19 protein-coding genes are annotated in these 19,436 nt (G+C 71.1%); 17 read left to right on the forward strand and 2 right to left on the reverse strand.

Annotated elements, in window-relative coordinates; all coding sequences use genetic code 11:
- Positions 1–99 precede the first annotated feature (99 nt).
- Both IE263_RS06020 and IE263_RS06025 read left to right on the forward strand, forming a co-directional pair.
- Positions 100–738, forward strand: coding sequence for an HdeD family acid-resistance protein (locus IE263_RS06020; RefSeq protein ID WP_189932949.1), 639 nt, complete (start codon positions 100–102; stop codon positions 736–738).
- Between the two features lie 174 nt (positions 739–912).
- A complete protein-coding gene (locus IE263_RS06025) occupies positions 913–1,446 on the forward strand; it encodes an ATP-binding protein (RefSeq protein ID WP_189933209.1) in 534 nt (177 codons plus the stop codon).
- 18 nt (positions 1,447–1,464) lie between these two features.
- On the opposite strand, the gene idi is transcribed toward IE263_RS06025, so the two are convergent.
- The gene (idi, locus tag IE263_RS06030; RefSeq protein ID WP_189932951.1) at positions 1,465–2,058 is read right to left on the reverse strand and encodes an isopentenyl-diphosphate Delta-isomerase; all 594 of its coding nucleotides are present in this window, start codon (positions 2,056–2,058) and stop codon (positions 1,465–1,467) included.
- A gap of 233 nt (positions 2,059–2,291) precedes the next feature.
- Entirely contained in the window at positions 2,292–3,227 is a 936-nt protein-coding gene (locus IE263_RS06035) for a cation diffusion facilitator family transporter (RefSeq protein WP_189932953.1), read from the reverse strand.
- 392 nt (positions 3,228–3,619) lie between these two features.
- Here IE263_RS06035 and IE263_RS06040 point away from each other — a divergent pair, with 392 nt between their 5' ends.
- The 15 genes from IE263_RS06040 to hpnH all read left to right on the forward strand — a co-directional run bounded on the left by IE263_RS06040 (position 3,620) and on the right by hpnH (position 19,434).
- Positions 3,620–5,449 carry a DUF5941 domain-containing protein gene (locus tag IE263_RS06040; protein ID WP_189932954.1) on the forward strand — a complete coding sequence of 610 codons (1,830 nt, stop codon included), beginning with the start codon at positions 3,620–3,622 and terminating at the stop codon, positions 5,447–5,449.
- The gene (locus IE263_RS06045; RefSeq protein ID WP_189932956.1) at positions 5,446–6,198 is read left to right on the forward strand and encodes a phosphocholine cytidylyltransferase family protein; all 753 of its coding nucleotides are present in this window, start codon (positions 5,446–5,448) and stop codon (positions 6,196–6,198) included. The genes IE263_RS06040 and IE263_RS06045 overlap by 4 nt, the downstream gene beginning before the upstream one ends.
- The gene (locus tag IE263_RS06050; RefSeq protein ID WP_189932958.1) at positions 6,186–7,247 is read left to right on the forward strand and encodes an iron-containing alcohol dehydrogenase family protein; all 1,062 of its coding nucleotides are present in this window, start codon (positions 6,186–6,188) and stop codon (positions 7,245–7,247) included. The genes IE263_RS06045 and IE263_RS06050 overlap by 13 nt, the downstream gene beginning before the upstream one ends.
- The gene (locus tag IE263_RS06055) at positions 7,225–8,004 is read left to right on the forward strand and encodes a CDP-alcohol phosphatidyltransferase family protein (protein ID WP_189932960.1); all 780 of its coding nucleotides are present in this window, start codon (positions 7,225–7,227) and stop codon (positions 8,002–8,004) included. Before IE263_RS06050 ends, IE263_RS06055 begins: the two co-directional genes overlap by 23 nt.
- A gap of 5 nt (positions 8,005–8,009) precedes the next feature.
- Positions 8,010–8,906, forward strand: a complete 897-nt coding sequence (locus IE263_RS06060) for a glycosyltransferase family 2 protein (protein WP_189932962.1) — start codon at positions 8,010–8,012, stop codon at positions 8,904–8,906.
- Between the two features lie 97 nt (positions 8,907–9,003).
- On the forward strand, positions 9,004–9,933 hold the full coding sequence (locus IE263_RS06065) for an ABC transporter permease (protein WP_189932964.1): 930 nt from the start codon (positions 9,004–9,006) through the stop codon (positions 9,931–9,933).
- Positions 9,926–10,705, forward strand: coding sequence for an ABC transporter ATP-binding protein (locus IE263_RS06070; RefSeq protein WP_189932966.1), 780 nt, complete (start codon positions 9,926–9,928; stop codon positions 10,703–10,705). The genes IE263_RS06065 and IE263_RS06070 overlap by 8 nt, the downstream gene beginning before the upstream one ends.
- Before the next feature lie 359 nt (positions 10,706–11,064).
- Positions 11,065–11,967, forward strand: coding sequence for a squalene synthase HpnC (hpnC, locus tag IE263_RS06075; RefSeq protein ID WP_189932968.1), 903 nt, complete (start codon positions 11,065–11,067; stop codon positions 11,965–11,967).
- Complete coding sequence (gene hpnD / locus IE263_RS06080) at positions 11,964–12,914, forward strand: presqualene diphosphate synthase HpnD (protein WP_189932970.1); 951 nt, start codon at positions 11,964–11,966, stop codon at positions 12,912–12,914. The genes hpnC and hpnD overlap by 4 nt, the downstream gene beginning before the upstream one ends.
- The gene (locus IE263_RS49930) at positions 12,914–13,063 is read left to right on the forward strand and encodes a DUF6380 family protein (RefSeq protein ID WP_373311872.1); all 150 of its coding nucleotides are present in this window, start codon (positions 12,914–12,916) and stop codon (positions 13,061–13,063) included. The genes hpnD and IE263_RS49930 overlap by 1 nt, the downstream gene beginning before the upstream one ends.
- Entirely contained in the window at positions 13,060–14,472 is a 1,413-nt protein-coding gene (gene hpnE, locus IE263_RS06085; RefSeq protein WP_189932973.1) for a hydroxysqualene dehydroxylase HpnE, read from the forward strand. Before IE263_RS49930 ends, hpnE begins: the two co-directional genes overlap by 4 nt.
- A 71-nt stretch (positions 14,473–14,543) precedes the next feature.
- Positions 14,544–15,611, forward strand: a complete 1,068-nt coding sequence (locus tag IE263_RS06090; RefSeq protein WP_189932975.1) for a polyprenyl synthetase family protein — start codon at positions 14,544–14,546, stop codon at positions 15,609–15,611.
- 120 nt (positions 15,612–15,731) lie between these two features.
- Positions 15,732–17,765 carry a squalene--hopene cyclase gene (shc, locus tag IE263_RS06095; protein WP_189932977.1) on the forward strand — a complete coding sequence of 678 codons (2,034 nt, stop codon included), beginning with the start codon at positions 15,732–15,734 and terminating at the stop codon, positions 17,763–17,765.
- Complete coding sequence (locus IE263_RS06100; protein WP_189932979.1) at positions 17,765–18,406, forward strand: 5'-methylthioadenosine/S-adenosylhomocysteine nucleosidase family protein; 642 nt, start codon at positions 17,765–17,767, stop codon at positions 18,404–18,406. Before shc ends, IE263_RS06100 begins: the two co-directional genes overlap by 1 nt.
- A 5-nt stretch (positions 18,407–18,411) precedes the next feature.
- On the forward strand, positions 18,412–19,434 hold the full coding sequence (hpnH, locus tag IE263_RS06105; RefSeq protein WP_189932981.1) for an adenosyl-hopene transferase HpnH: 1,023 nt from the start codon (positions 18,412–18,414) through the stop codon (positions 19,432–19,434).
- Positions 19,435–19,436 lie beyond the last annotated feature (2 nt).

The following is a 19,436-nucleotide window of genomic DNA, read 5'->3' on the forward strand; positions in this document are numbered from 1 at the left end:
AACCGTCCGCCCGCACGCGTGATCAACCGCCTCCGGGGGTGCGTTACGACATCAGGGCAAAGGGGACTCAAAGGGGAGAGAGCTCGTGAGGAGGCGTCCATGGCCGTGTCCACCCACTCCCACGGTGAGGCGGTGAAGCTGCAGCGTGGGTTCGGCTGGCTCGCCGCGCTCGGTGTGATCCTCGTCGTCGCCGGGCTCGTCGGTCTCGTCTACACCGGGATCGCCACGCTGACCTCGATGATCCTGTTCGGCTGGCTGCTGCTGATCGGCGGCGCCGTCGGCCTGCTGCACGCGATCCAGGCGCGCGGCAGCAACTTCTTCTGGCTCGGTGTCATCGTCGCCGCCCTGAACATCGCCGCCGGTGTGGTGATCATCCGCAGTCCCGACACGGCCGCCGACGCGCTGACCATGTTCGCCGCCCTGCTCTTCCTCACCGGCGGCCTGTTCCGGCTGGTCGGCAGTCTGGTCGTACGCGGCCCGCAGTTCGGCTGGACGCTCCTGGTGGGCGCCTTCGACCTGCTGCTGGGCATCCTCGTGCTCGCGAACTGGCCGAGCAGCAGCCAGTACGTCATCGGCTGCTTCTTCTCCCTCGCCCTGCTCTTCGACGGCCTCGGGCTGATCGCCACCGGCTTCGGCGGCCGGCGCATCGTCGGACTGGTCTCGGAGCGGCTGGCCGGGAAGAGCGCCCCGGCGGACGAATCGGGCGAGCGTGCCGCCAAACCCGTACAACCCGAATAGTGCACGAAGGCGGCACGACTGCGACTGGAGTGGCCGCCTTTCCGGCTGTTTTGGGCTTCAGCGGTCGGAAACGCTCGATAACAGCTGACTTCTGTTCAGTCATCCGGAGGGGAGCGCCTCGTTACCAACACTCGACGTGTGGTGACAATCGAGCGCGAGGGTGGCGACCGGACGATGGACAACCACGGGCGCGGGCCCGGCCCACGCCCAGAAGGCGACGCAGGCCCACCTCTCGAACCCTTCGAGGACGAGCCCCTTGAGCACGACGTTCCGCGACCACTGCCGTACGAAGGGGTGTGGCGGTTCACCGCCGCCGCCGTGGAGGTCTCCGTCCCGCAGGCGCGGCACGCCGTGCGGGACCTGCTGTTCCGCCAGGGAGTACCGGTCTCGGACGACCTGCTCCAGGGGCTCCTGCTGATCGTCTCCGAGCTGGTGACCAACGCCGTCCGGCACGCGGCGCTGCTGTCGCCGGTGCTCGCGGTGGAGGTGGCCGTGGGCGCCGAGTGGGTGCGGGTGTCCGTGGAGGACAACCACCCCTACCGCCCCACCGCCCTGGAGGCCGACCACGGCCAGACGGGCGGCCGGGGACTGCTCCTGGTACGGGAGATCACCCTGGAGGCGGGCGGGGTGTGCGACGTCGAACACACGGCGAGCGGCGGCAAGGTGATCTGGGCCGCCCTGCCGCTCAAGGCCGCGCGGGTCCTGTAGGGCCCGTCGGGCCCCGGCTCACCAGCCGGCCGAGGGACCCGTCAGCTCCCGGACCGCCGGCCGGGCCGCGTCCAGCACGGTCAGGAACCACGAGGAGAACGTGTCCTTCGCATGCCGCTCGGCCAGCTCGGCGGGCGTCACGAAGGCCGTGTCGCCCACCTCCTGCGGATCCGGTCGCAGCGGGGACTGCACCATGCCGACGAAGAGGTGGTTGTACTCCTGCTCCACCAGGCCCGAGGCGGGGTCGGGGTGGTTGTAGCGGACCGTACCCGCCTCGGCCAGCAGCGACGGGGACACGCCCAGCTCCTCGAACGTGCGCCGCGCGGCCGCCGCGAAGGGCGCCTCACCGGGGTAGGGGTGACCGCAGCAGGTGTTGGACCACACACCGGGGGAGTGGTACTTGCCGAGCGCCCGCCGCTGGAGCAGCAGCCGGCCGTGCTCGTCGAAGAGGAACACGGAGAACGCCCGGTGCAGCTGCCCCGGCGGCTGATGGGCGGCGAGCTTCTCCGCGGTGCCGATGGTCACGCCGTCCTCGTCGACGAGTTCCAGCAGAATCGCGTCCGCGGTGCCGCTCGACGAGCCGGTCGTCGTGGTGGCAGATGTGATCGGCATACCCATCCTTAGCATCGGTCCTCGCGCCCCCAGTCTGCCGCACGCGTCCGGCGCTCCCGGCACTTCGCGCGAAAGCCCGCATGTCCGCGCACGGCAACGGAGCCCCGGTGGGTGATCTTGCCCGGCGTGCCGGGCGCGGAACCGTCCGGAACAGGTGTCCGCATACCGTCCGGCAGGGTCGTACCGCTCGCGTCCGTACGGATGGCTCACCGCGGCCCGCAGGACCGTGCCGCTCAGTGGCAGAGCCGCGCCTCGTGCTCCGCGTGTCCGACCGGCTCCAGCTGGAAGGTGCAGTGCGCCACGTCGAAGTGGTCGCCCAGGCAGCCCTGGAGCTCGTGCAGCATCTTCTCGTGGCCGATCGCGTTCAGCACCTCCGAGCGCACCACCACGTGCGCCGACAGCACCGGCATCCCGGAGGTGATCGTCCAGGCGTGCAGATCGTGCATGTCCTCCACACCGTCCAGCGCGAGTATGTGCGCCCGCACCTCCGCCATGTCGACGTCCTTCGGCGCCGCCTCCAGCAGGACGTCGAGCGTCTCGCGCAGCAGCTTCAGCGTGCGCGGCACGATCATCAGGCCGATGACGAGTGAGGCGATCGGGTCGGCGGCCTGCCAGCCGGTGGCCAGGATCACCGCCGCCGAGATCAGCACCGCCACCGAACCCAGCGCGTCGGCCGCCACCTCCAGGAAGGCTCCCCGCACGTTCAGGCTCTCCGCCTGGCCGCGCATCAGCAGCGTGAGCGAGATCATGTTCGCGACCAGACCGATCGCACCGAACACGATCATCAGCCCGCCCTCGGTGGCGGCCGGTGTGAAGAACCGCACGATCGCCTCGTACAGGACGTAGCCGCCCACCCCGAGCAGCAGCAGAGCGTTGGCGAGGGCGGCAAGGATCTCGGCGCGGGCGTAGCCGAAGGTGCGGTTCGCGCTCGCGGGCCGGCTCGCGAAGTGGATGGCGAGCAGTGCCATGCCCAGGCCCACCGCGTCGGTGGCCATGTGTGCCGCGTCCGCGATCAGGGCGAGGGAGTCCGCGAGCACCCCGCCGACGATCTCCACCACCATCACGGTGAGCGTGATCGCCAACGCCATGCGCAGCCTGCCGCGGTACGCCGCCGCCGCCGTACCGGTGGTCGGCGCGTGTGCGTGGCCGTGGTCGTGCCCAGCCCCCATGAGGACAGCCCTCCTGTGTGTCGCCCGAGACCACAGTGAACTACGGGTGGGGGGTATTGGCAACGCGGCACTGAACACCGTTGTCATGTGCCCTGACCTGCGGAAACGAACCGCAGGTCAGGACAGCCTCACTTCTCGCGCGCGGGCGCCGCGGGGCCTTCTCGGAGCGCGGTTTGTGGGCCGGGCCGTCGATCACCGATGATGATCTCGGCAGAGGCAGGCTCACGCCGGTGCTCCCGGGCCCGTCATGATCCCGACTGAACGGCCGGTGAACACGGTCTTCACGGCATCCGATAGCCTCTGCCGACATCGCCCGCCTGGTGCCGCCAAGGGGCGCCCCCACCATGCAGATGACCGGCGCGGACGCGTCGGGACCCAGGGAGTGAGTTCGGTTGCCGACCGCCATCCTCACCGGTCCGCCGGTCCCCGGATCGTCGATCGAGGTGGACCTGCGGTCCCTCGGCTTCGACGTCCGGGTCGCCGCGGACGCCGCCGACGCGGAGACGCTCCTCGCCGCCGTCCCCGGTGACCAGCGGGTGGCCGTCGTCGACACCCGTTTCGTGGGCCATCTGCACGCGCTGCGCCTCGGTCTCACCGACCCCCGCTTCCCGCTCGCCGCGATCCCGGGCGCCGTCACCGCCCAGCCGGACGGCCGCCAGGCCCTGACCCGCGCGATGGCCCGGGAGAACTCCGCGACCGGCGGTACGGCCCATGGGGGTGCCCCCGCGCGAGCGAAGTCGAGCGTGGGGGACGTCGACAGCCTCGCCGACCGCGTCGTCACCGCCCTCGACGCCGACGGTGCCGACGTCCACCGGCCCGAGCTCGGCAGCCTGGTCGCGGAGGTCCCCGCCGACCCGCAGGCCCGCAACGAGGCACGGCAGGCCGTCTCCGCCGTCGACGACGAGGCCGTACGCCTGAAGTCGGCCGTGAAGTCCCGCGACGGCTTCTTCACCACCTTCTTCATCAGCCCCTACTCGCGCTACCTCGCCCGCTGGTGCGCCCGCCGGGGCCTCACCCCCAACCAGGTCACCACCGCCTCGCTGATCACCGCGCTCATCGCGGCCGGCTGCGCGGCCACCGGGACCCGGGGCGGGTTCGTCGCCGCCGGCCTCCTGCTGATCTTCTCCTTCGTCCTGGACTGCACCGACGGCCAGCTCGCCCGCTACTCCCTGCAGTACTCCACCCTCGGCGCCTGGCTCGACGCCACCTTCGACCGGGCCAAGGAGTACGCCTACTACGCCGGTCTCGCGCTGGGGGCGGCCCGCGGCGGCGACGACGTGTGGGCGCTGGCGCTGGGCGCGATGATCCTGCAGACCTGCCGGCACGTCGTCGACTTCTCCTTCAACGAGGCGAACCACGACGCCACCGCCAACACCAGCCCCACCGCCGCCCTCTCCGACAAGCTGGACAGCGTCGGCTGGACGGTGTGGGTGCGCCGGATGATAGTGCTGCCCATCGGCGAACGATGGGCCATGATCGCCGTCCTGACCGCGGCCACCACCCCCCGCGTCACCTTCTACGCGCTGCTGATCGGCTGCGCCTTCGCGGCCGGCTACACCACGGCGGGCCGCCTGCTGCGGTCGGTCACCCGCAAGGCGCGGCGCACGGACCGGGCCGCGCAGGCGCTGGCCGACCTGGCCGACAGCGGGCCGGCGGCCGAGCTGCTCGCCCGCACCCTGCCCGCCGGGATCCGCATTCCGGCCCCCCTCAGCGCCGTTGTCGGCGCCGTCCTGCTGGTGCTCGCGGCCTGGCTCGACGGGCCGGGCTTCTCGCTCGTCGTGGCCGCCGTCGTGTACGTCCTGGTGTCCGCCGACGCAGTCGCCCGCCCCCTCAAGGGAGCCCTCGACTGGCTGGTCCCGCCGCTCTTCCGCGCCGCCGAGTACTGCACGGTGCTGATCCTCGCCGCCCGGGCGGATGTGAACGGGGCGCTACCGGCGGCTTTCGGGCTCGTTGCCGCCGTCGCCTACCATCACTACGACACGGTGTACCGCATCCGCGGCAACGCCGGAGCGCCGCCGGCCTGGCTGGTGCGCGTCATCGGGGGGCAGGAAGGGCGGACGCTGCTCGTCGGCATCCTGGCCACGGTGCTCACCGCCACGCAGTTCACGGTCGCGCTCACGGTGCTCGCCGTGGCCGTCGCCCTCGTGGTGCTCGCCGAGAGCATCCGCTTCTGGGTGTCCGCAGGGGCTCCCGCCGTACACGACGAAGGAGAACCCGCATGATCGGCCTCGTGCTGGCGGCCGGCGCCGGACGGCGTCTGCGCCCCTACACCGACACCCTGCCCAAGGCGCTGGTGCCGGTGGGGCCCGCGGGCATAGAGGGCGAACCCACGGTTCTGGACCTGACCCTCGGCAACTTCGCCGAGATCGGCCTGACCGAGGTCGCGGTCATCGTCGGCTACCGCAAGGAGGCCGTCTACGAGCGCAAGGCGGCCCTGGAGGAGAAGTACGGCCTCAAGCTGACCCTCATCGACAACGACAAGGCCGAGGAGTGGAACAACGCCTACTCCCTGTGGTGCGGCCGTGACGCCCTCAAGGACGGGGTGATCCTCGCCAACGGCGACACCGTCCACCCGGTCTCCGTCGAGAAGACGCTGCTCGCCGCCCGCGGCGACGGCAAGAAGATCATCCTCGCCCTCGACACGGTGAAGCAGCTCGCCGACGAGGAGATGAAGGTCGTCGTCGACCCCGAGAAGGGCATGACGAAGATCACCAAGCTGATGGACCCCACCGAGGCCACCGGCGAGTACATCGGCGTCACCCTCATCGAGGGCGACGCCGCCCCCGAGCTGGCCGACGCGCTGAAGGCGGTCTGGGAGACCGACCCGCAGCAGTTCTACGAGCACGGCTACCAGGAGCTCGTCAACCGCGGCTTCCGGATCGACGTGGCACCGATCGGCGACGTCGACTGGGTCGAGATCGACAACCACGACGATCTCGCCCGGGGACGGGAGATCGCGTGCCAGTACTGACCCGGCTCATTCCCTCGCCACTCGTCGTGGACATCCGCCCGGGTGCCCTCGAGGACCTGGCGTGCGTCCTCGCGGACGAGCGCATCTCGCACTCCGGCAAGCTCGCCGTCGCTGTCAGCGGCGGCTCGGGCGCCCGGCTGCGCGAGCGGCTCGCCCCCTCGATGCCCGGTGCCACCTGGTACGAGGTCGGCGGCGGCACCCTCGACGACGCCGTACGGCTGGCCGGTGACATAAAGGCCGGCCACTACGACGCGGTCGTGGGCCTCGGCGGTGGCAAGATCATCGACTGCGCGAAGTTCGCCGCGGCACGCGTCGGCCTCCCGCTGGTCGCCGTCCCGACGAACCTCGCCCACGACGGTCTGTGCTCCCCGGTCGCCACCCTCGACAACGACGCGGGCCGCGGCTCCTACGGCGTCCCGAACCCGATCGCCGTCGTCATCGACCTCGACGTCATCCGGGAGGCCCCGGTGCGCTTCGTGCGGGCCGGTATCGGTGACGCCGTCTCCAACATCTCCGCGATCGCGGACTGGGAGCTGGCCAACCGTGTCAAGGGCGAGAAGATCGACGGCCTCGCCGCCGCGATCGCCCGGCAGGCGGGCGAGGCGGTCCTCAGACATCCGGGCGGCATCGGGGACACCGACTTCCTGCAGGTGCTGGCCGAGGCACTGGTCCTCAGCGGTATCGCCATGTCGGTGTCGGGCGACTCCCGCCCGTCCTCCGGCGCCTGCCACGAGATCAACCACGCCTTCGACCTGCTGTTCCCCCGGCGCGCCGCCGCCCACGGCGAGCAGTGCGGCCTGGGCGCGGCCTTCGCGATGTACCTGCGCGGAGCCCACGAGGAGTCGGCCTACATGGCCGAGGTGCTGCGACGGCACGGGCTGCCGGTACTGCCGGAGGAGATCGGCTTCACCACGGACGAGTTCGTCCGCGCGGTGGAGTTCGCCCCGCAGACCCGGCCCGGCCGCTACACGATCCTCGAACACCTCGACCTCAAGACCGAACAGATCAAGGACATCTACGCCGACTATGTCAAGGCCATCGGTAGCTGAACTCAGACCGGTCGTCCACCCCCCGGGGGTGAAGGACCGGCGCAGCGGTGAGCACTGGATGGGACGCCTCTACATGCGCGAGGTGTCCCTGCGGGTCGACCGCTACCTCGTGAACACCCGGGTCACGCCCAACCAGCTCACGTATCTGATGACCGTCTTCGGCGTGCTCGCGGCCCCGGCCCTGCTGGTGCCGGGGATCGCCGGTGCCGTGCTCGGCGTCGTGTGTGTCCAGCTGTACCTGCTGCTGGACTGCGTCGACGGCGAGATCGCGCGCTGGAAGAAGCAGTACTCGCTCGGCGGGGTCTACCTGGACCGGGTCGGCGCCTATCTGACCGACGCCGCGGTGCTCGTCGGCTTCGGTCTGCGCGCCGCCGACCTGTGGGGCTCGGGGCGCATCGACTGGCTGTGGGCCTTCCTCGGCACCCTGGCCGCCCTCGGCGCGATCCTGATCAAGGCCGAGACCGACCTGGTCGGCGTCGCCCGTCACCAGGGCGGGCTGCCGCCGGTCAAGGAGACGGCGTCCGAGCCGCGCTCCTCCGGCATGGCGCTGGCCCGCCGGGCCGCCTCGGCGCTCAAGTTCCACCGGCTGATCCTGGGGATCGAGGCGTCCCTGCTGATCCTGGTCCTCGCGGTCGTGGACCAGATGCGCGGCGACCTGTTCTTCTCCCGGCTCGGGGTCGCGGTGCTGGCCGGCATCGCGCTGCTGCAGACGCTGCTGCACCTCGTGTCCATCCTCGTGTCGAGCAGGCTGCGGTGAGTGCCATGGCCTCTTCCTCCCTGAAGGTCGGCGCGGTCGTCATCACGATGGGCAACCGCCCCGACGAGCTGCGCGCCCTGATCGACTCGGTCGCCAAGCAGGACGGCGACCCGGTCGAGGTGGTCGTCGTCGGCAACGGCTCCCCGGTCCCCGACGTCGCGCAGTTCTCCTCGGTCGTCCGCACCGTCGAGCTGCCCGAGAACCTCGGTATCCCCGGCGGCCGCAACGTCGGCATCGAGGCCTTCGGCCCCAGCGGCCGTGACGTCGACATCCTGCTGTTCCTCGACGACGACGGCCTGCTGGCGCACCACGACACCGCCGAGCTGTGCCGCCAGGCCTTCGCGGCCGACCCGAAGCTCGGCATCATCAGCTTCCGCATCGCCGACCCGGACACCGGCGAGACCCAGCGCCGCCATGTGCCGCGGCTGCGCGCCTCCGACCCGATGCGCTCCTCCCGGGTCACCACCTTCCTCGGCGGTGCCAACGCCGTCCGCACCCGGGTCTTCGCCGAAGCCGGCGCCCTCCCGGACGAATTCTTCTACGCGCACGAGGAAACCGACCTGGCATGGCGGGCCCTCGACGCGGGCTGGATGATCGACTACCGGTCCGACATGGTGCTGTACCACCCGACGACCGCGCCCTCGCGGCACGCGGTCTACCACCGCATGGTCGCCCGCAACCGCGTCTGGCTGGCCCGCCGCAACCTTCCCGTTCCGCTGGTCCCGGTCTACCTCGGGGTCTGGCTGCTGCTGACGCTGCTGCGCCGCCCCTCGCGGTCCGCGCTGAAGGCGTGGTTCGGCGGCTTCCGGGAAGGGTGGACCACGCCGTGCGGACCGCGCAGGCCCATGAAGTGGCGTACGGTGTGGCGGCTGACCCGACTGGGCCGGCCCCCCGTCATCTGACAAGCTCGTCCCCGAGGGCCTCGGAGCGTTCCGCGGCCCCCCGGCTCATGCCAGACCCGACCAGGCTGCGCATCCCGAAGACGAAAGTTTCCTACTGGTGAGTGAGACAACGCATGACGGCGGAGTCGCGGTGAGCGCGCCCACGTCGCCCGACGAGGGCCTCACGGCGGCGCAACTGGCCGCCAAGTACGGGCTGGCCGTGAGCGGCGCCCGGCCTTCCCTGCCGGACTACGTCCGCCAGCTCTGGGGCCGACGCCACTTCATCCTGGCCTTCTCCTCGGCGAAGCTGACCGCCCAGTACAGCCAGGCCAAGCTGGGCCAGCTGTGGCAGGTGGCCACGCCCCTGCTGAACGCGGCCGTGTACTTCGCGATCTTCGGCCTGATCCTCGACGCGGGCCGCGGGATGGACAAGGACGTGTACATCCCGTTCCTGGTCACGGGCGTCTTCGTCTTCACCTTCACGCAGAGTTCCGTGATGAGCGGCGTCCGCGCGATCTCCGGCAACCTCGGCCTGGTGCGCGCCCTGCACTTCCCACGCGCCTCCCTGCCGGTCTCCTTCGCCCTCCAGCAGCTCCAGCAGCTGCTGTACTCGATGATCGTGCTGTTCGCGGTGGCCATCGCCTTCGGCAGCTACCCGGACGCCTCCTGGGTCCTGATCGTCCCGGTCCTCGTCCTGCAGTTCTGCTTCAACACCGGTCTGGCGCTGATCTTCGCCCGGGCCGGCGCCAAGACCCCGGACCTGGCGCAGCTGATGCCGTTCGTCATGCGCACGTGGATGTACGCGTCCGGCGTGATGTTCTCCATCCCGGTCTTCCTCGCCGACAAGCCGCAGTGGATCGCCAACGTCCTGCAGTGGAACCCGGCCGCGATCTACATGGACCTGATGCGCTTCGCCCTCATCGAGGAGTACGGCTCCCAGAACCTCCCCGACCATGTCTGGGCGGTCGCCGGCGGCTGGGCCGTCCTGTTCGCCATCGGCGGCTTCGTGTACTTCTGGAAGGCGGAGGAGAGGTACGGCCGTGGCTGAGCAGGCAGCGGACCGGCGGGTCCCCACCGTCATCGCCGACGACGTCCACATCGTCTACCGCGTCAACGGCGCGAAGACCGGCAAGGGCAGTGCCACCGCCGCCCTGAGCCGCATCGTCAAGCGGAGCGGGGACCGCGGCGTGCGCAAGGTGCACGCGGTGCGCGGTGTCTCCTTCGTCGCCCACCGGGGCGAGGCCATCGGCCTGATCGGCTCCAACGGCTCCGGCAAGTCCACGCTGCTGCGCGCCATCGCCGGTCTGTTGCCGCCCGAGAGCGGCAGGGTCTACACCGACGGCCAGCCCTCGCTCCTCGGCGTCAACGCGGCCCTGATGAACGACCTCACCGGAGAGCGCAACGTCATCCTGGGCGGTCTGGCCATGGGTATGTCCCGGGAGCAGATCAAGGAGCGCTACCAGGAGATCGTCGACTTCTCCGGCATCAACGAGAAGGGCGACTTCATCACCCTGCCGATGCGCACCTACTCCTCCGGTATGCAGGCCCGCCTGCGCTTCTCCATCGCCGCCGCCAAGGACCACGACGTCCTGATGATCGACGAGGCCCTGGCCACCGGTGACGCGAAGTTCCGGCTGCGCTCCGAGGCACGCATCCGGGAGCTGCGCAAGGAGGCCGGCACGGTGTTCCTGGTGAGCCACAGCAACAAGTCGATCCGGGACACCTGCGACCGCGTGCTGTGGCTGGAGCGCGGAGAGCTGCGCATGGACGGCCCGACCGACGAGGTCCTCAAGGAGTACGAGAAGTTCTCGGGCAAGTAGCCCCGGCCGCCCAGGGCCCCGCCGGAACTGCCCGGCGGGGCCCTGCGTCTGCAAAGGAAACGTCAACTCCGGGGCATCTCAGGAATCTTGACACCAATCGGTGTGTTGTTGTGATCTGCGGGACACCCCCGCGAACCACGCTGCGTTGTACAACGTAAGCTGTACCGGTCCCGAAACGCGTCAAGTGGGGCGATAATGCGCGACACCCTCAGGCAGGGCTGCCGCGCGGGCGGCTGGGCGGCGTGTCCGAAATAGTGGGTCTTGGGTTGTCGGTGTAGAACGGGAGATGTGACGGCAATGGCTACGGAAACTCCCCAGCTCAACGCAGCATGTGCCGTCCTTGCTCCAGGCAGTCGACGATGACGGCGCCGACCGTGTCGCGCATCGGGGACCCGGAGCGCGACACCCTCGCCAAGGCCGCCGACGAGAACTTCCCCGTGGCCCCGTTCTTCCTGCCCCGCGCCTGGCGCGACGACCTCATGGCGGTGTACGGCTTCGCCCGCCTCGTCGACGACATCGGTGACGGCGACCTGGCCCCGGGCGGCGCCGACGCCCGGCTGCTCGGCGTGTCGGCCACCGAGGCCGAGGACCGCCTCGTCCTGCTGGACGCCTTCGAGACCGACCTGCGCCGTGTCTTCGACGGCACGCCCCGCCACCCCCTGCTGCGCCGCCTCCAGCCGACCGTCCGCCGCCGCGCCCTCACCCCCGAGCCCTTCCTCGGCCTGATCGCCGCCAACCGCCAGGACCAGCTTGTCACGCGCTACGACACCTACGACGACCTCCTGGCGTACTGCGAACTGTCCGCCAACCCCGTGGGCCGCCTCGTCCTGGCCGTCACCGGCACGGCGACCCCCGAGCGCATCCGCCGCTCCGACGCGGTCTGCACCGCCCTGCAGATCGTCGAACACCTCCAGGACGTGGCCGAGGACCTCGGCCGTGACCGCGTCTATCTGCCCGCCACGGACATGAAGCGCTTTCACGTCCAGGAGGCGGACCTCGCCGCGAACACCGCGGGCGCGTCGGTGCGCGCTCTGCTCGCCTACGAAGCGCAACGCGCCCGCGACCTCCTGAATGAAGGCGCCCCCCTGGTGGGTAGCGTCCACGGCAGGTTGAGGCTGCTGCTCGCAGGGTTCGTGGCGGGGGGAAGGGCGGCGATCCACGCGATCTCCGCCGCCGAGTACGACGTCCTTCCCGGCCCGCCCAAGCCCGGCAAGCTCCGGTTGCTGCGTGAGGTGGGCGTGACCCTGCGAGGAGAGGGGTGATCCGGACCGTGGACTCTCCGCCACACGTGTCCGCACCGGTACTCGCCGCCTACGGCTACTGCGAGGCCGTCACCGGACAGCAGGCCCGGAACTTCGCGTACGGCATCCGGCTGCTGCCCACGCCGAAGCGGCGGGCGATGTCGGCGCTGTACGCGTTCTCGCGCCGTGTCGACGACATCGGCGACGGCGCCCTGGACGGCGACGTCAAGGTCGCCCGGCTCGAGGACACCCGGGCGCTGCTCACCCGGATCGGCGCGGGCGAGGTCGAGGAGGACGACACCGACCCCGTCGCCGTGGCCCTCGCGCACGCCGCGCGGACCTTCCCGATCCCGCTGGTCGGCCTGGACGAGCTGATCGACGGCGTCCTGATGGACGTCCGCGGCGAGACCTACGAGACCTGGGACGACCTGAAGGTGTACTGCCGCTGTGTGGCGGGCGCCATCGGCCGGCTCTCGCTCGGTGTGTTCGGTACCGAACCGGGTGCGCGTGGCGCCGAGCGCGCACCGGAGTACGCCGACACGCTGGGGCTCGCACTCCAACTCACCAACATTCTCAGAGACGTTCGCGAGGACGCCGCGGGCGGCCGGACCTATCTGCCCGCCGACGACCTGGCGAAGTTCGGCTGCTCGGCCGGATTCGACGGGCCGAGGCCGCCGGAGGGCTCCGACTTCGCGGGCCTCGTGCACTTCGAAGTGCGGCGGGCCCGCGCTCTCTTCGCCGAGGGCTACCGGCTGCTGCCCATGCTGGACCGGCGCAGCGGCGCCTGTGTCGCGGCGATGGCCGGCATCTACCGCCGCCTCCTCGACCGCATCGAGCGCGACCCCGAGGCCGTCCTGCGCGGCCGGGTCTCCCTGCCCGGCCGGGAGAAGGCCTACGTCGCCGTGCGCGGGCTGTCCGGTCTGGACGCCCGGTATGTGTCCCGGCTGGCCGTCAGGAGGCAGATCTGATGGACGCGGGCGACAAAGTGGACCAAGGTGATGTCACTGGCGAAAAGTGGCACGCAACCCTCCGGTGCGGCGCGGCGTCCCTGACTGCGACGGCCCGCCGTGCGGAGGTCAGGCGTCCCGGTGGGCGCGCAGGGGAGGGGACACCATGAGCGACGAGCTGCTCTCACCTGCCCCGGAAACGTCCGGGCGGGACGCCGTCGTGGTCGGCGGCGGCCTCGCCGGTGTCACCGCGGCGCTCGCGCTCGCCGACGCGGGCGTACGCGTCACCCTGCTCGAAGGCCGGCCCCGGCTGGGCGGCCTGGCCTTCTCCTTCCGGCGCGACGGGCTCACCGTCGACAACGGACAGCATGTGTACCTGCGCTGCTGTACCGCCTACCGCTGGTTCCTCGACCGGATCGGGGGCGCGGCGCTGGCACCGCTGCAGGATCGTCTCGACGTGCCCGTCGTCGACGTCGCCAGACCCGAGGGGCGGCGGCTCGGCAGACTGCGGCGCGACGCGCTGCCCGTCCCCCTCCACCTGGGGCGCAGCCTCGCCACGTACCCGCACCTCTCACTCGCCGAACGCGCCAAGGTGGGCCGGGCCGCGGTCGCGCTCAAGGGACTCGACCTCGCCGATCCGGCGCTCGACGCGCAGGACTTCGGCAGCTGGCTGACCGCGCACGGTCAGTCGGCGCGTGCCGTGGAGGCCCTGTGGGACCTGGTCGGGGTCGCCACCCTCAACGCGGTCGCGGGCGACGCCTCCCTGGGGCTCGCCGCGATGGTGTTCAAGACCGGTCTGCTGTCCGACCCGGGCGCGGCCGACATCGGCTGGGCGCGCGTCCCGCTGGGTGAACTGCACGACCGGCTGGCCCGCAAGGCGCTCGACTCCGCGGGCGTCCGTACCGAAGTCCGTACACGCGTCACCTCCGTCTCCACTGACGACAACGGGCGTTGGAGTGTTCAGGTTCCCGGCGGGACGCTCGCGGCGGACGCCGTCGTCCTCGCCGTACCGCAGCGCGAGGCGTACGACCTGTTGCCGGACGGGGCACTCGACGCCCCCGAGCGGTTGCTGCGGATCGGGACCGCGCCGATCCTCAACGTGCACGTCGTCTACGACCGCAAGGTGCTCGCCACCCCCTTCCTCGCCGCGCTCGGCACGCCCGTGCAGTGGGTGTTCGACCGCACCGACGCCTCCGGGTTGCGCGAGGGCCAATACCTCGCGCTGTCGCAGTCGGCCGCGCAGGACGAGATCGACGAGCCCGTCGCCGCGCTGCGCGAGCGCTACCTGCCCGAGCTGGAGCGGCTGCTGCCCGGCGCGCGCGGCGCGCGGGTGAAGGACTTCTTCGTGACCCGGGAGCGCACGGCGACGTTCGCCCCCACCCCCGGCGTCGGACGGCTCAGGCCCGGCGCCCGCACCAAGGCACCCGGCCTGTACCTGGCCGGAGCGTGGACCGCCACAGGGTGGCCCGCGACCATGGAGAGTGCGGTCCGCAGCGGTGTGAGCGCGGCGGACGCCGCGCTCGGCACCCTCGGCCGGCCCCGCCCCCGCCACCTCTTCGCCTTCGAGGAGGCAGCGTGATGCTCGATCAGGATCAGCACGGCTCGGCACATCCCCGCACCCCCTCCGGTACCGCAACAAGAGGAGAAACTGTGCCCACTGTGCCCCCGGCCTCGACGGCTTCCGACGCGGTGGACGTGACCGCGCTCTTGGAGCGCGGCCGGACCCTGGCCACGCCGGTGCTGCGGGCGGCCGTCGACCGTCTGGCGCCTCCCATGGACACGGTCGCCGCCTACCACTTCGGCTGGATCGACGCCCAGGGCAATCCGACCGACGGGGACGGCGGCAAGGCCGTCCGTCCCGCGCTCGCCGTGCTCTCCGCGGAGGTCGCCGACGCCGCGCCCGAGGTCGGTGTCCCCGGAGCGGTCGCCGTCGAACTGGTCCACAACTTCTCGCTCCTGCACGACGACCTGATGGACGGCGACGAGCAGCGCCGCCACCGCGACACCGTCTGGAAGGTGCACGGCCCCGCCCAGGCCATCCTGGTCGGCGACGCCCTGTTCGCCCTGGCCAACGAGGTGCTGCTGGAACTCGGCACCGTCGACGCGGGCCGCGCCACCCGTCGCCTGACCACCGCCACCCGCGCCCTGATCGACGGTCAGGCGCAGGACATCTCCTACGAGCACCGCGACCGCGTCAGCGTCGAGGAGTGCCTGGAGATGGAGGGCAACAAGACCGGTGCCCTGCTGGCCTGCGCCAGCTCCATCGGAGCCGTGCTCGGCGGCGCGGACGACCGCACCGCCGACGCCCTGGAGAAGTACGGCTACCACCTCGGCCTGGCCTTCCAGGCCGTCGACGACCTCCTCGGCATCTGGGGCGACCCGGAGGCCACCGGCAAGCAGACCTGGAGCGACCTGCGCCAGCGCAAGAAGTCCCTGCCGGTCGTCGCCGCGCTCGCGGCCGGCGGCTCCGCCTCCGAGCAACTCGGCGAGATCCTCGCCGCGGACGCCAAGAGCAGCGACTTCGAGAACTTCTCCGAGGAGGAGTTCGCGGCCCGGGCCGCCCTCATCGAGGAGGCGGGCGGCCGTGAGTGGACCGCCGGGGAGGCACGCCGTCAGCACACCATCGCCATCGAAGCCCTGAACGCCGTCGACATGCCCGAGCAGGTGCGGGCCCGGTTCACGGCGCTCGCCGACTTCGTCGTCGTACGAAAGAGATGATCACTATCGGTCGAATAGCCCTCGCGTAGTCGCCGGCCGGTGCAGCGAGGCGAGTCACGCACCGGCCGACGGCGGACCCACAGCAGACGCACGACATGCACACTGCACGAAGGGGAAGCCATGACAGCGACGACCGACGGAAGCACCGGGGCCCTGCCGCCCCGCGCTGCCGCGGCCAGCGACACCGACATCGACACCCCCGTGGCGGCCGGGGTACACGAAGCCGCCGTGCGCGCCGTGCGGCGCGCGACCGACTTCCTGCTCGCCCGGCAGGACGCCGAGGGCTGGTGGAAGGGCGACCTCGAGACGAACGTCACGATGGACGCCGAGGACCTGCTGCTCCGTCAGTTCCTGGGCATCCGAGACGAGCCGACGACCCGGGCCGCCGCCCTCTTCATCAGAGGCGAGCAACGCGAGGACGGCACCTGGGCCACCTTCTACGGCGGCCCGGGCGAACTCTCCACCACGATCGAGGCGTACGTCGCCCTGCGGCTGGCCGGCGACGCGCCCGACGCACCCCACATGGCCAGGGCCTCCGCCTGGATCCGCGACCAGGGCGGCATCGCCGCCTCCCGCGTCTTCACCCGGATCTGGCTCGCCCTGTTCGGCTGGTGGAAGTGGGAGGACCTTCCCGAACTCCCGCCGGAGCTCCTCTACTTCCCGAAGTGGTTCCCGCTCAGCATCTACAACTTCGGCTGCTGGGCCCGGCAGACGATCGTCCCGCTCACGGTGGTCTCGGCGAAGCGCCCGGTGCGCCCGGCGCCCTTCCCGCTGGACGAGCTGCACACTGATCCCGCGAACCCCAACCCGCCCAAGCCCCTTGCCCCGATGAACAGTTGGGACGGGCTCTTCCAGCGGCTCGACAAGGTCGTGCGCGGCTACCGCACGGTCGCGGTCCGCCGGCTGCGCAGGGCGGCCATGAACTCCGCGGCCCGCTGGATCATCGAGCGGCAGGAGAACGACGGCTGCTGGGGCGGCATCCAGCCCCCGGCCGTCTACTCGGTGATCGCCCTGCACCTGCTCGGCTACGACCTTCAGCACCCCGTGATGCGGGAGGGGCTGAAGTCGCTGGATCGTTACGCCGTGTGGCGCGAGGACGGCGCCCGGATGATCGAGGCCTGCCAGTCGCCGGTGTGGGACACCTGCCTGGCGACGATCGCGCTCGCCGACGCCGGGCTCCCCGCCAACCACCCCCAGCTCGTCAAGGCCGCCGACTGGATGCTCGGCGAGCAGGTCGTACGGCCCGGCGACTGGTCCGTACGCCGACCCCAACTCCCGCCGGGCGGCTGGGCGTTCGAGTTCCACAACGACAACTACCCGGACATCGACGACACCGCCGAGGTCGTCCTCGCGCTGCGCCGGGTCCAGCACCACGATCCGCAGCGGGTGGAGAAGGCGATCGCGCGCGGGGTGCGCTGGAACCTCGGGATGCAGTCGAGGAACGGCGCGTGGGGCGCCTTCGACGTCGACAACACCAGCCCGTTCCCCAACCGGCTGCCGTTCTGCGACTTCGGCGAGGTCATCGACCCGCCGTCGGCCGACGTCACCGCGCACGTCGTCGAGATGCTCGCCGTCGAGGGCCTCTCGCACGACCCGCGCACCCGGCGCGGCATCGAGTGGCTGCTCGCCGAACAGGAGCCGGACGGATCGTGGTTCGGCCGTTGGGGCGTCAACTACGTCTACGGCACCGGCTCGGTGGTGCCCGCCCTGACCGCCGCAGGACTGCCCACCCAGCACCCCGCGATCCGCCGGGCCGTCGCCTGGCTGGAGCGGGTCCAGAACGACGACGGCGGCTGGGGCGAGGACCTGCGCTCGTACCACGACGCCGCTCGTTGGAGCGGCCGCGGCGCCTCCACCGCCTCCCAGACCGCCTGGGCGCTGATGGCTCTGATCGCGGCGGGGGAGAAGGACTCCAAGGCCGTCGAGCGGGGCGTCGCCTGGCTCGCCGAGACCCAGCGCGAGGACGGTTCCTGGGACGAGCGCTACTTCACCGGCACGGGCTTCCCCTGGGACTTCTCCATCAACTACCACCTCTACCGCCAGGTCTTCCCGCTGACCGCGCTCGGCCGGTACGTCCATGGGGAGCCGTTCACCGAGACGACGATCGAGGTGGTCGTCGACGACACGGCTGCCGCAGAGGCCGAGGGGAGCTGATGAACGCCCAGCCCGCCCCCGCCCCGCTGCTGATCGCCTGCGCGCTCGGCATCGAGCGCCTCGCCCTGCGCATGGGCGACCGCGGTGGGGCCGGCGGGCCGGTCACCTTCCTGCGCACCGGCATGGGGCCCAAGGCGGCCGAACGCTCCGTCACCAGGGTCCTGGCCGACCCGGTGCTCGGCGGCGCGGCCGTCCTGGCCACCGGCTTCTGCGCGGGGCTCACCCCCGGCATGCACCCCGGCGACCTGGTCGTCGCCGAGGAGACCCGCGACCCGCGCGGCACCGTGCCGTGCGTCGACACCGAACTGCTCGTCAAGGAACTCGTGCGCGCGCTGCCCGGGCGCACCGTCCACACCGGCCCCCTGACCGGCTCCGACCACGTCGTGCGCGGCCCGGAGCGGTCCGACCTGCGCGCGACCGGCGCGATCGCGGTCGACATGGAGTCGGCGGCCACGCTCCTGAGCGCCGTCCGCGCGGGGGCACGCCCGGTTGCGGCCGTCCGTGTGGTCGTGGACGCTCCTGAACATGAACTCGTCCGGATCGGCACGGTGCGCGGTGGAATATCGGCTTTCCGCGTCCTTCGTTCCGTCCTGCCTGCATTCTTCGAATGGCACCGTAATGTGCTGCTCCCCCGGAGGTGAGCCATATGGCCATGCCGCTGCGCCAGTCCATCAAGGTCGCTACCTACTTGGCTGAACAGAAGCTCCGCAAGCGGGACAAGTTCCCGCTCATCGTCGAGCTGGAACCCCTCTTCGCCTGCAACCTCAAGTGCGAGGGCTGCGGCAAGATCCAGCATCCGGCGGGAGTGCTCAAGCAGCGCATGCCGGTCGCCCAGGCCGTCGGGGCGGTACTCGAATCCGGCGCGCCCATGGTCTCGATCGCCGGCGGCGAGCCGCTGATGCATCCCCAGATCGACGAGATCGTGCGGCAGCTGGTGGCGAAGCGGAAGTACGTCTTCCTCTGCACCAACGCCCTGCTGTTGCGCAAGAAGATCGACAAGTTCAGGCCCTCCCCGTACTTCGCCTTCGCCGTGCACATCGACGGGCTGCGCGAGCGGCACGACGAGTCGGTGGCGAAGGAGGGCGTCTTCGACGAGGCCGTGGAGGCGATCAAGGAGGCCAAGCGGCGCGGCTTCCGGGTCACCACCAACTCGACCTTCTTCAACACCGACACCCCGCAGACCGTCATCGAGGTGCTCAACTTCCTCAACGACGACCTCAAGGTCGACGAGATGATGATCTCGCCCGCCTACGCCTACGAGAAGGCGCCCGACCAGGAGCACTTCCTGGGCGTGGAGCAGACCCGCGAGCTGTTCAAGAAGGCCTTCTCGGGCGGCAACCGGCGCCGCTGGCGCCTCAACCACTCCCCGCTCTTCCTGGACTTCCTCGAGGGCAAGGTCGACTTCCCGTGCACGGCCTGGGCGATCCCGAACTACTCCCTCTTCGGCTGGCAGCGCCCCTGCTACCTGATGAGCGACGGCTACGTCCCGACGTACCGCGAACTCATCGAGGAGACCGACTGGGACAACTACGGCCGCGGCAAGGACCCGCGCTGCGCCAACTGCATGGCGCACTGCGGCTACGAGCCCACCGCCGTCCTCGCCACCATGGGCTCGCTCAAGGAGTCGCTGCGCGCCATGCGCGAGACGGTCTCCGGGAACCGGGAGTGACC

This window comes from Streptomyces aurantiogriseus (assembly GCF_014649375.1).
Classification (GTDB): Bacteria; Actinomycetota; Actinomycetes; order Streptomycetales; family Streptomycetaceae; genus Streptomyces; species Streptomyces aurantiogriseus.

What these genes read in the sequence shown, in the direction of transcription:
- IE263_RS06020 (WP_189932949.1), top strand. Translation starts at nt 100, where the DNA reads ATGGCCGTGTCCACCCACTCCCACGGTGAGGCGGTGAAGCTGCAGCGT.
- IE263_RS06025 (WP_189933209.1), top strand. Translation starts at nt 913, where the DNA reads ATGGACAACCACGGGCGCGGGCCCGGCCCACGCCCAGAAGGCGACGCA.
- idi (WP_189932951.1), bottom strand. Translation starts at nt 2,058, where the DNA reads ATGCCGATCACATCTGCCACCACGACGACCGGCTCGTCGAGCGGCACC.
- IE263_RS06035 (WP_189932953.1), bottom strand. Translation starts at nt 3,227, where the DNA reads ATGGGGGCTGGGCACGACCACGGCCACGCACACGCGCCGACCACCGGT.
- IE263_RS06045 (WP_189932956.1), top strand. Translation starts at nt 5,446, where the DNA reads ATGATCGGCCTCGTGCTGGCGGCCGGCGCCGGACGGCGTCTGCGCCCC.
- IE263_RS06055 (WP_189932960.1), top strand. Translation starts at nt 7,225, where the DNA reads ATGTCAAGGCCATCGGTAGCTGAACTCAGACCGGTCGTCCACCCCCCG.
- IE263_RS06060 (WP_189932962.1), top strand. Translation starts at nt 8,010, where the DNA reads ATGGCCTCTTCCTCCCTGAAGGTCGGCGCGGTCGTCATCACGATGGGC.
- hpnC (WP_189932968.1), top strand. Translation starts at nt 11,065, where the DNA reads ATGACGGCGCCGACCGTGTCGCGCATCGGGGACCCGGAGCGCGACACC.
- IE263_RS49930 (WP_373311872.1), top strand. Translation starts at nt 12,914, where the DNA reads ATGGACGCGGGCGACAAAGTGGACCAAGGTGATGTCACTGGCGAAAAG.
- hpnE (WP_189932973.1), top strand. Translation starts at nt 13,060, where the DNA reads ATGAGCGACGAGCTGCTCTCACCTGCCCCGGAAACGTCCGGGCGGGAC.
- shc (WP_189932977.1), top strand. Translation starts at nt 15,732, where the DNA reads ATGACAGCGACGACCGACGGAAGCACCGGGGCCCTGCCGCCCCGCGCT.
- IE263_RS06100 (WP_189932979.1), top strand. Translation starts at nt 17,765, where the DNA reads ATGAACGCCCAGCCCGCCCCCGCCCCGCTGCTGATCGCCTGCGCGCTC.
- hpnH (WP_189932981.1), top strand. Translation starts at nt 18,412, where the DNA reads ATGGCCATGCCGCTGCGCCAGTCCATCAAGGTCGCTACCTACTTGGCT.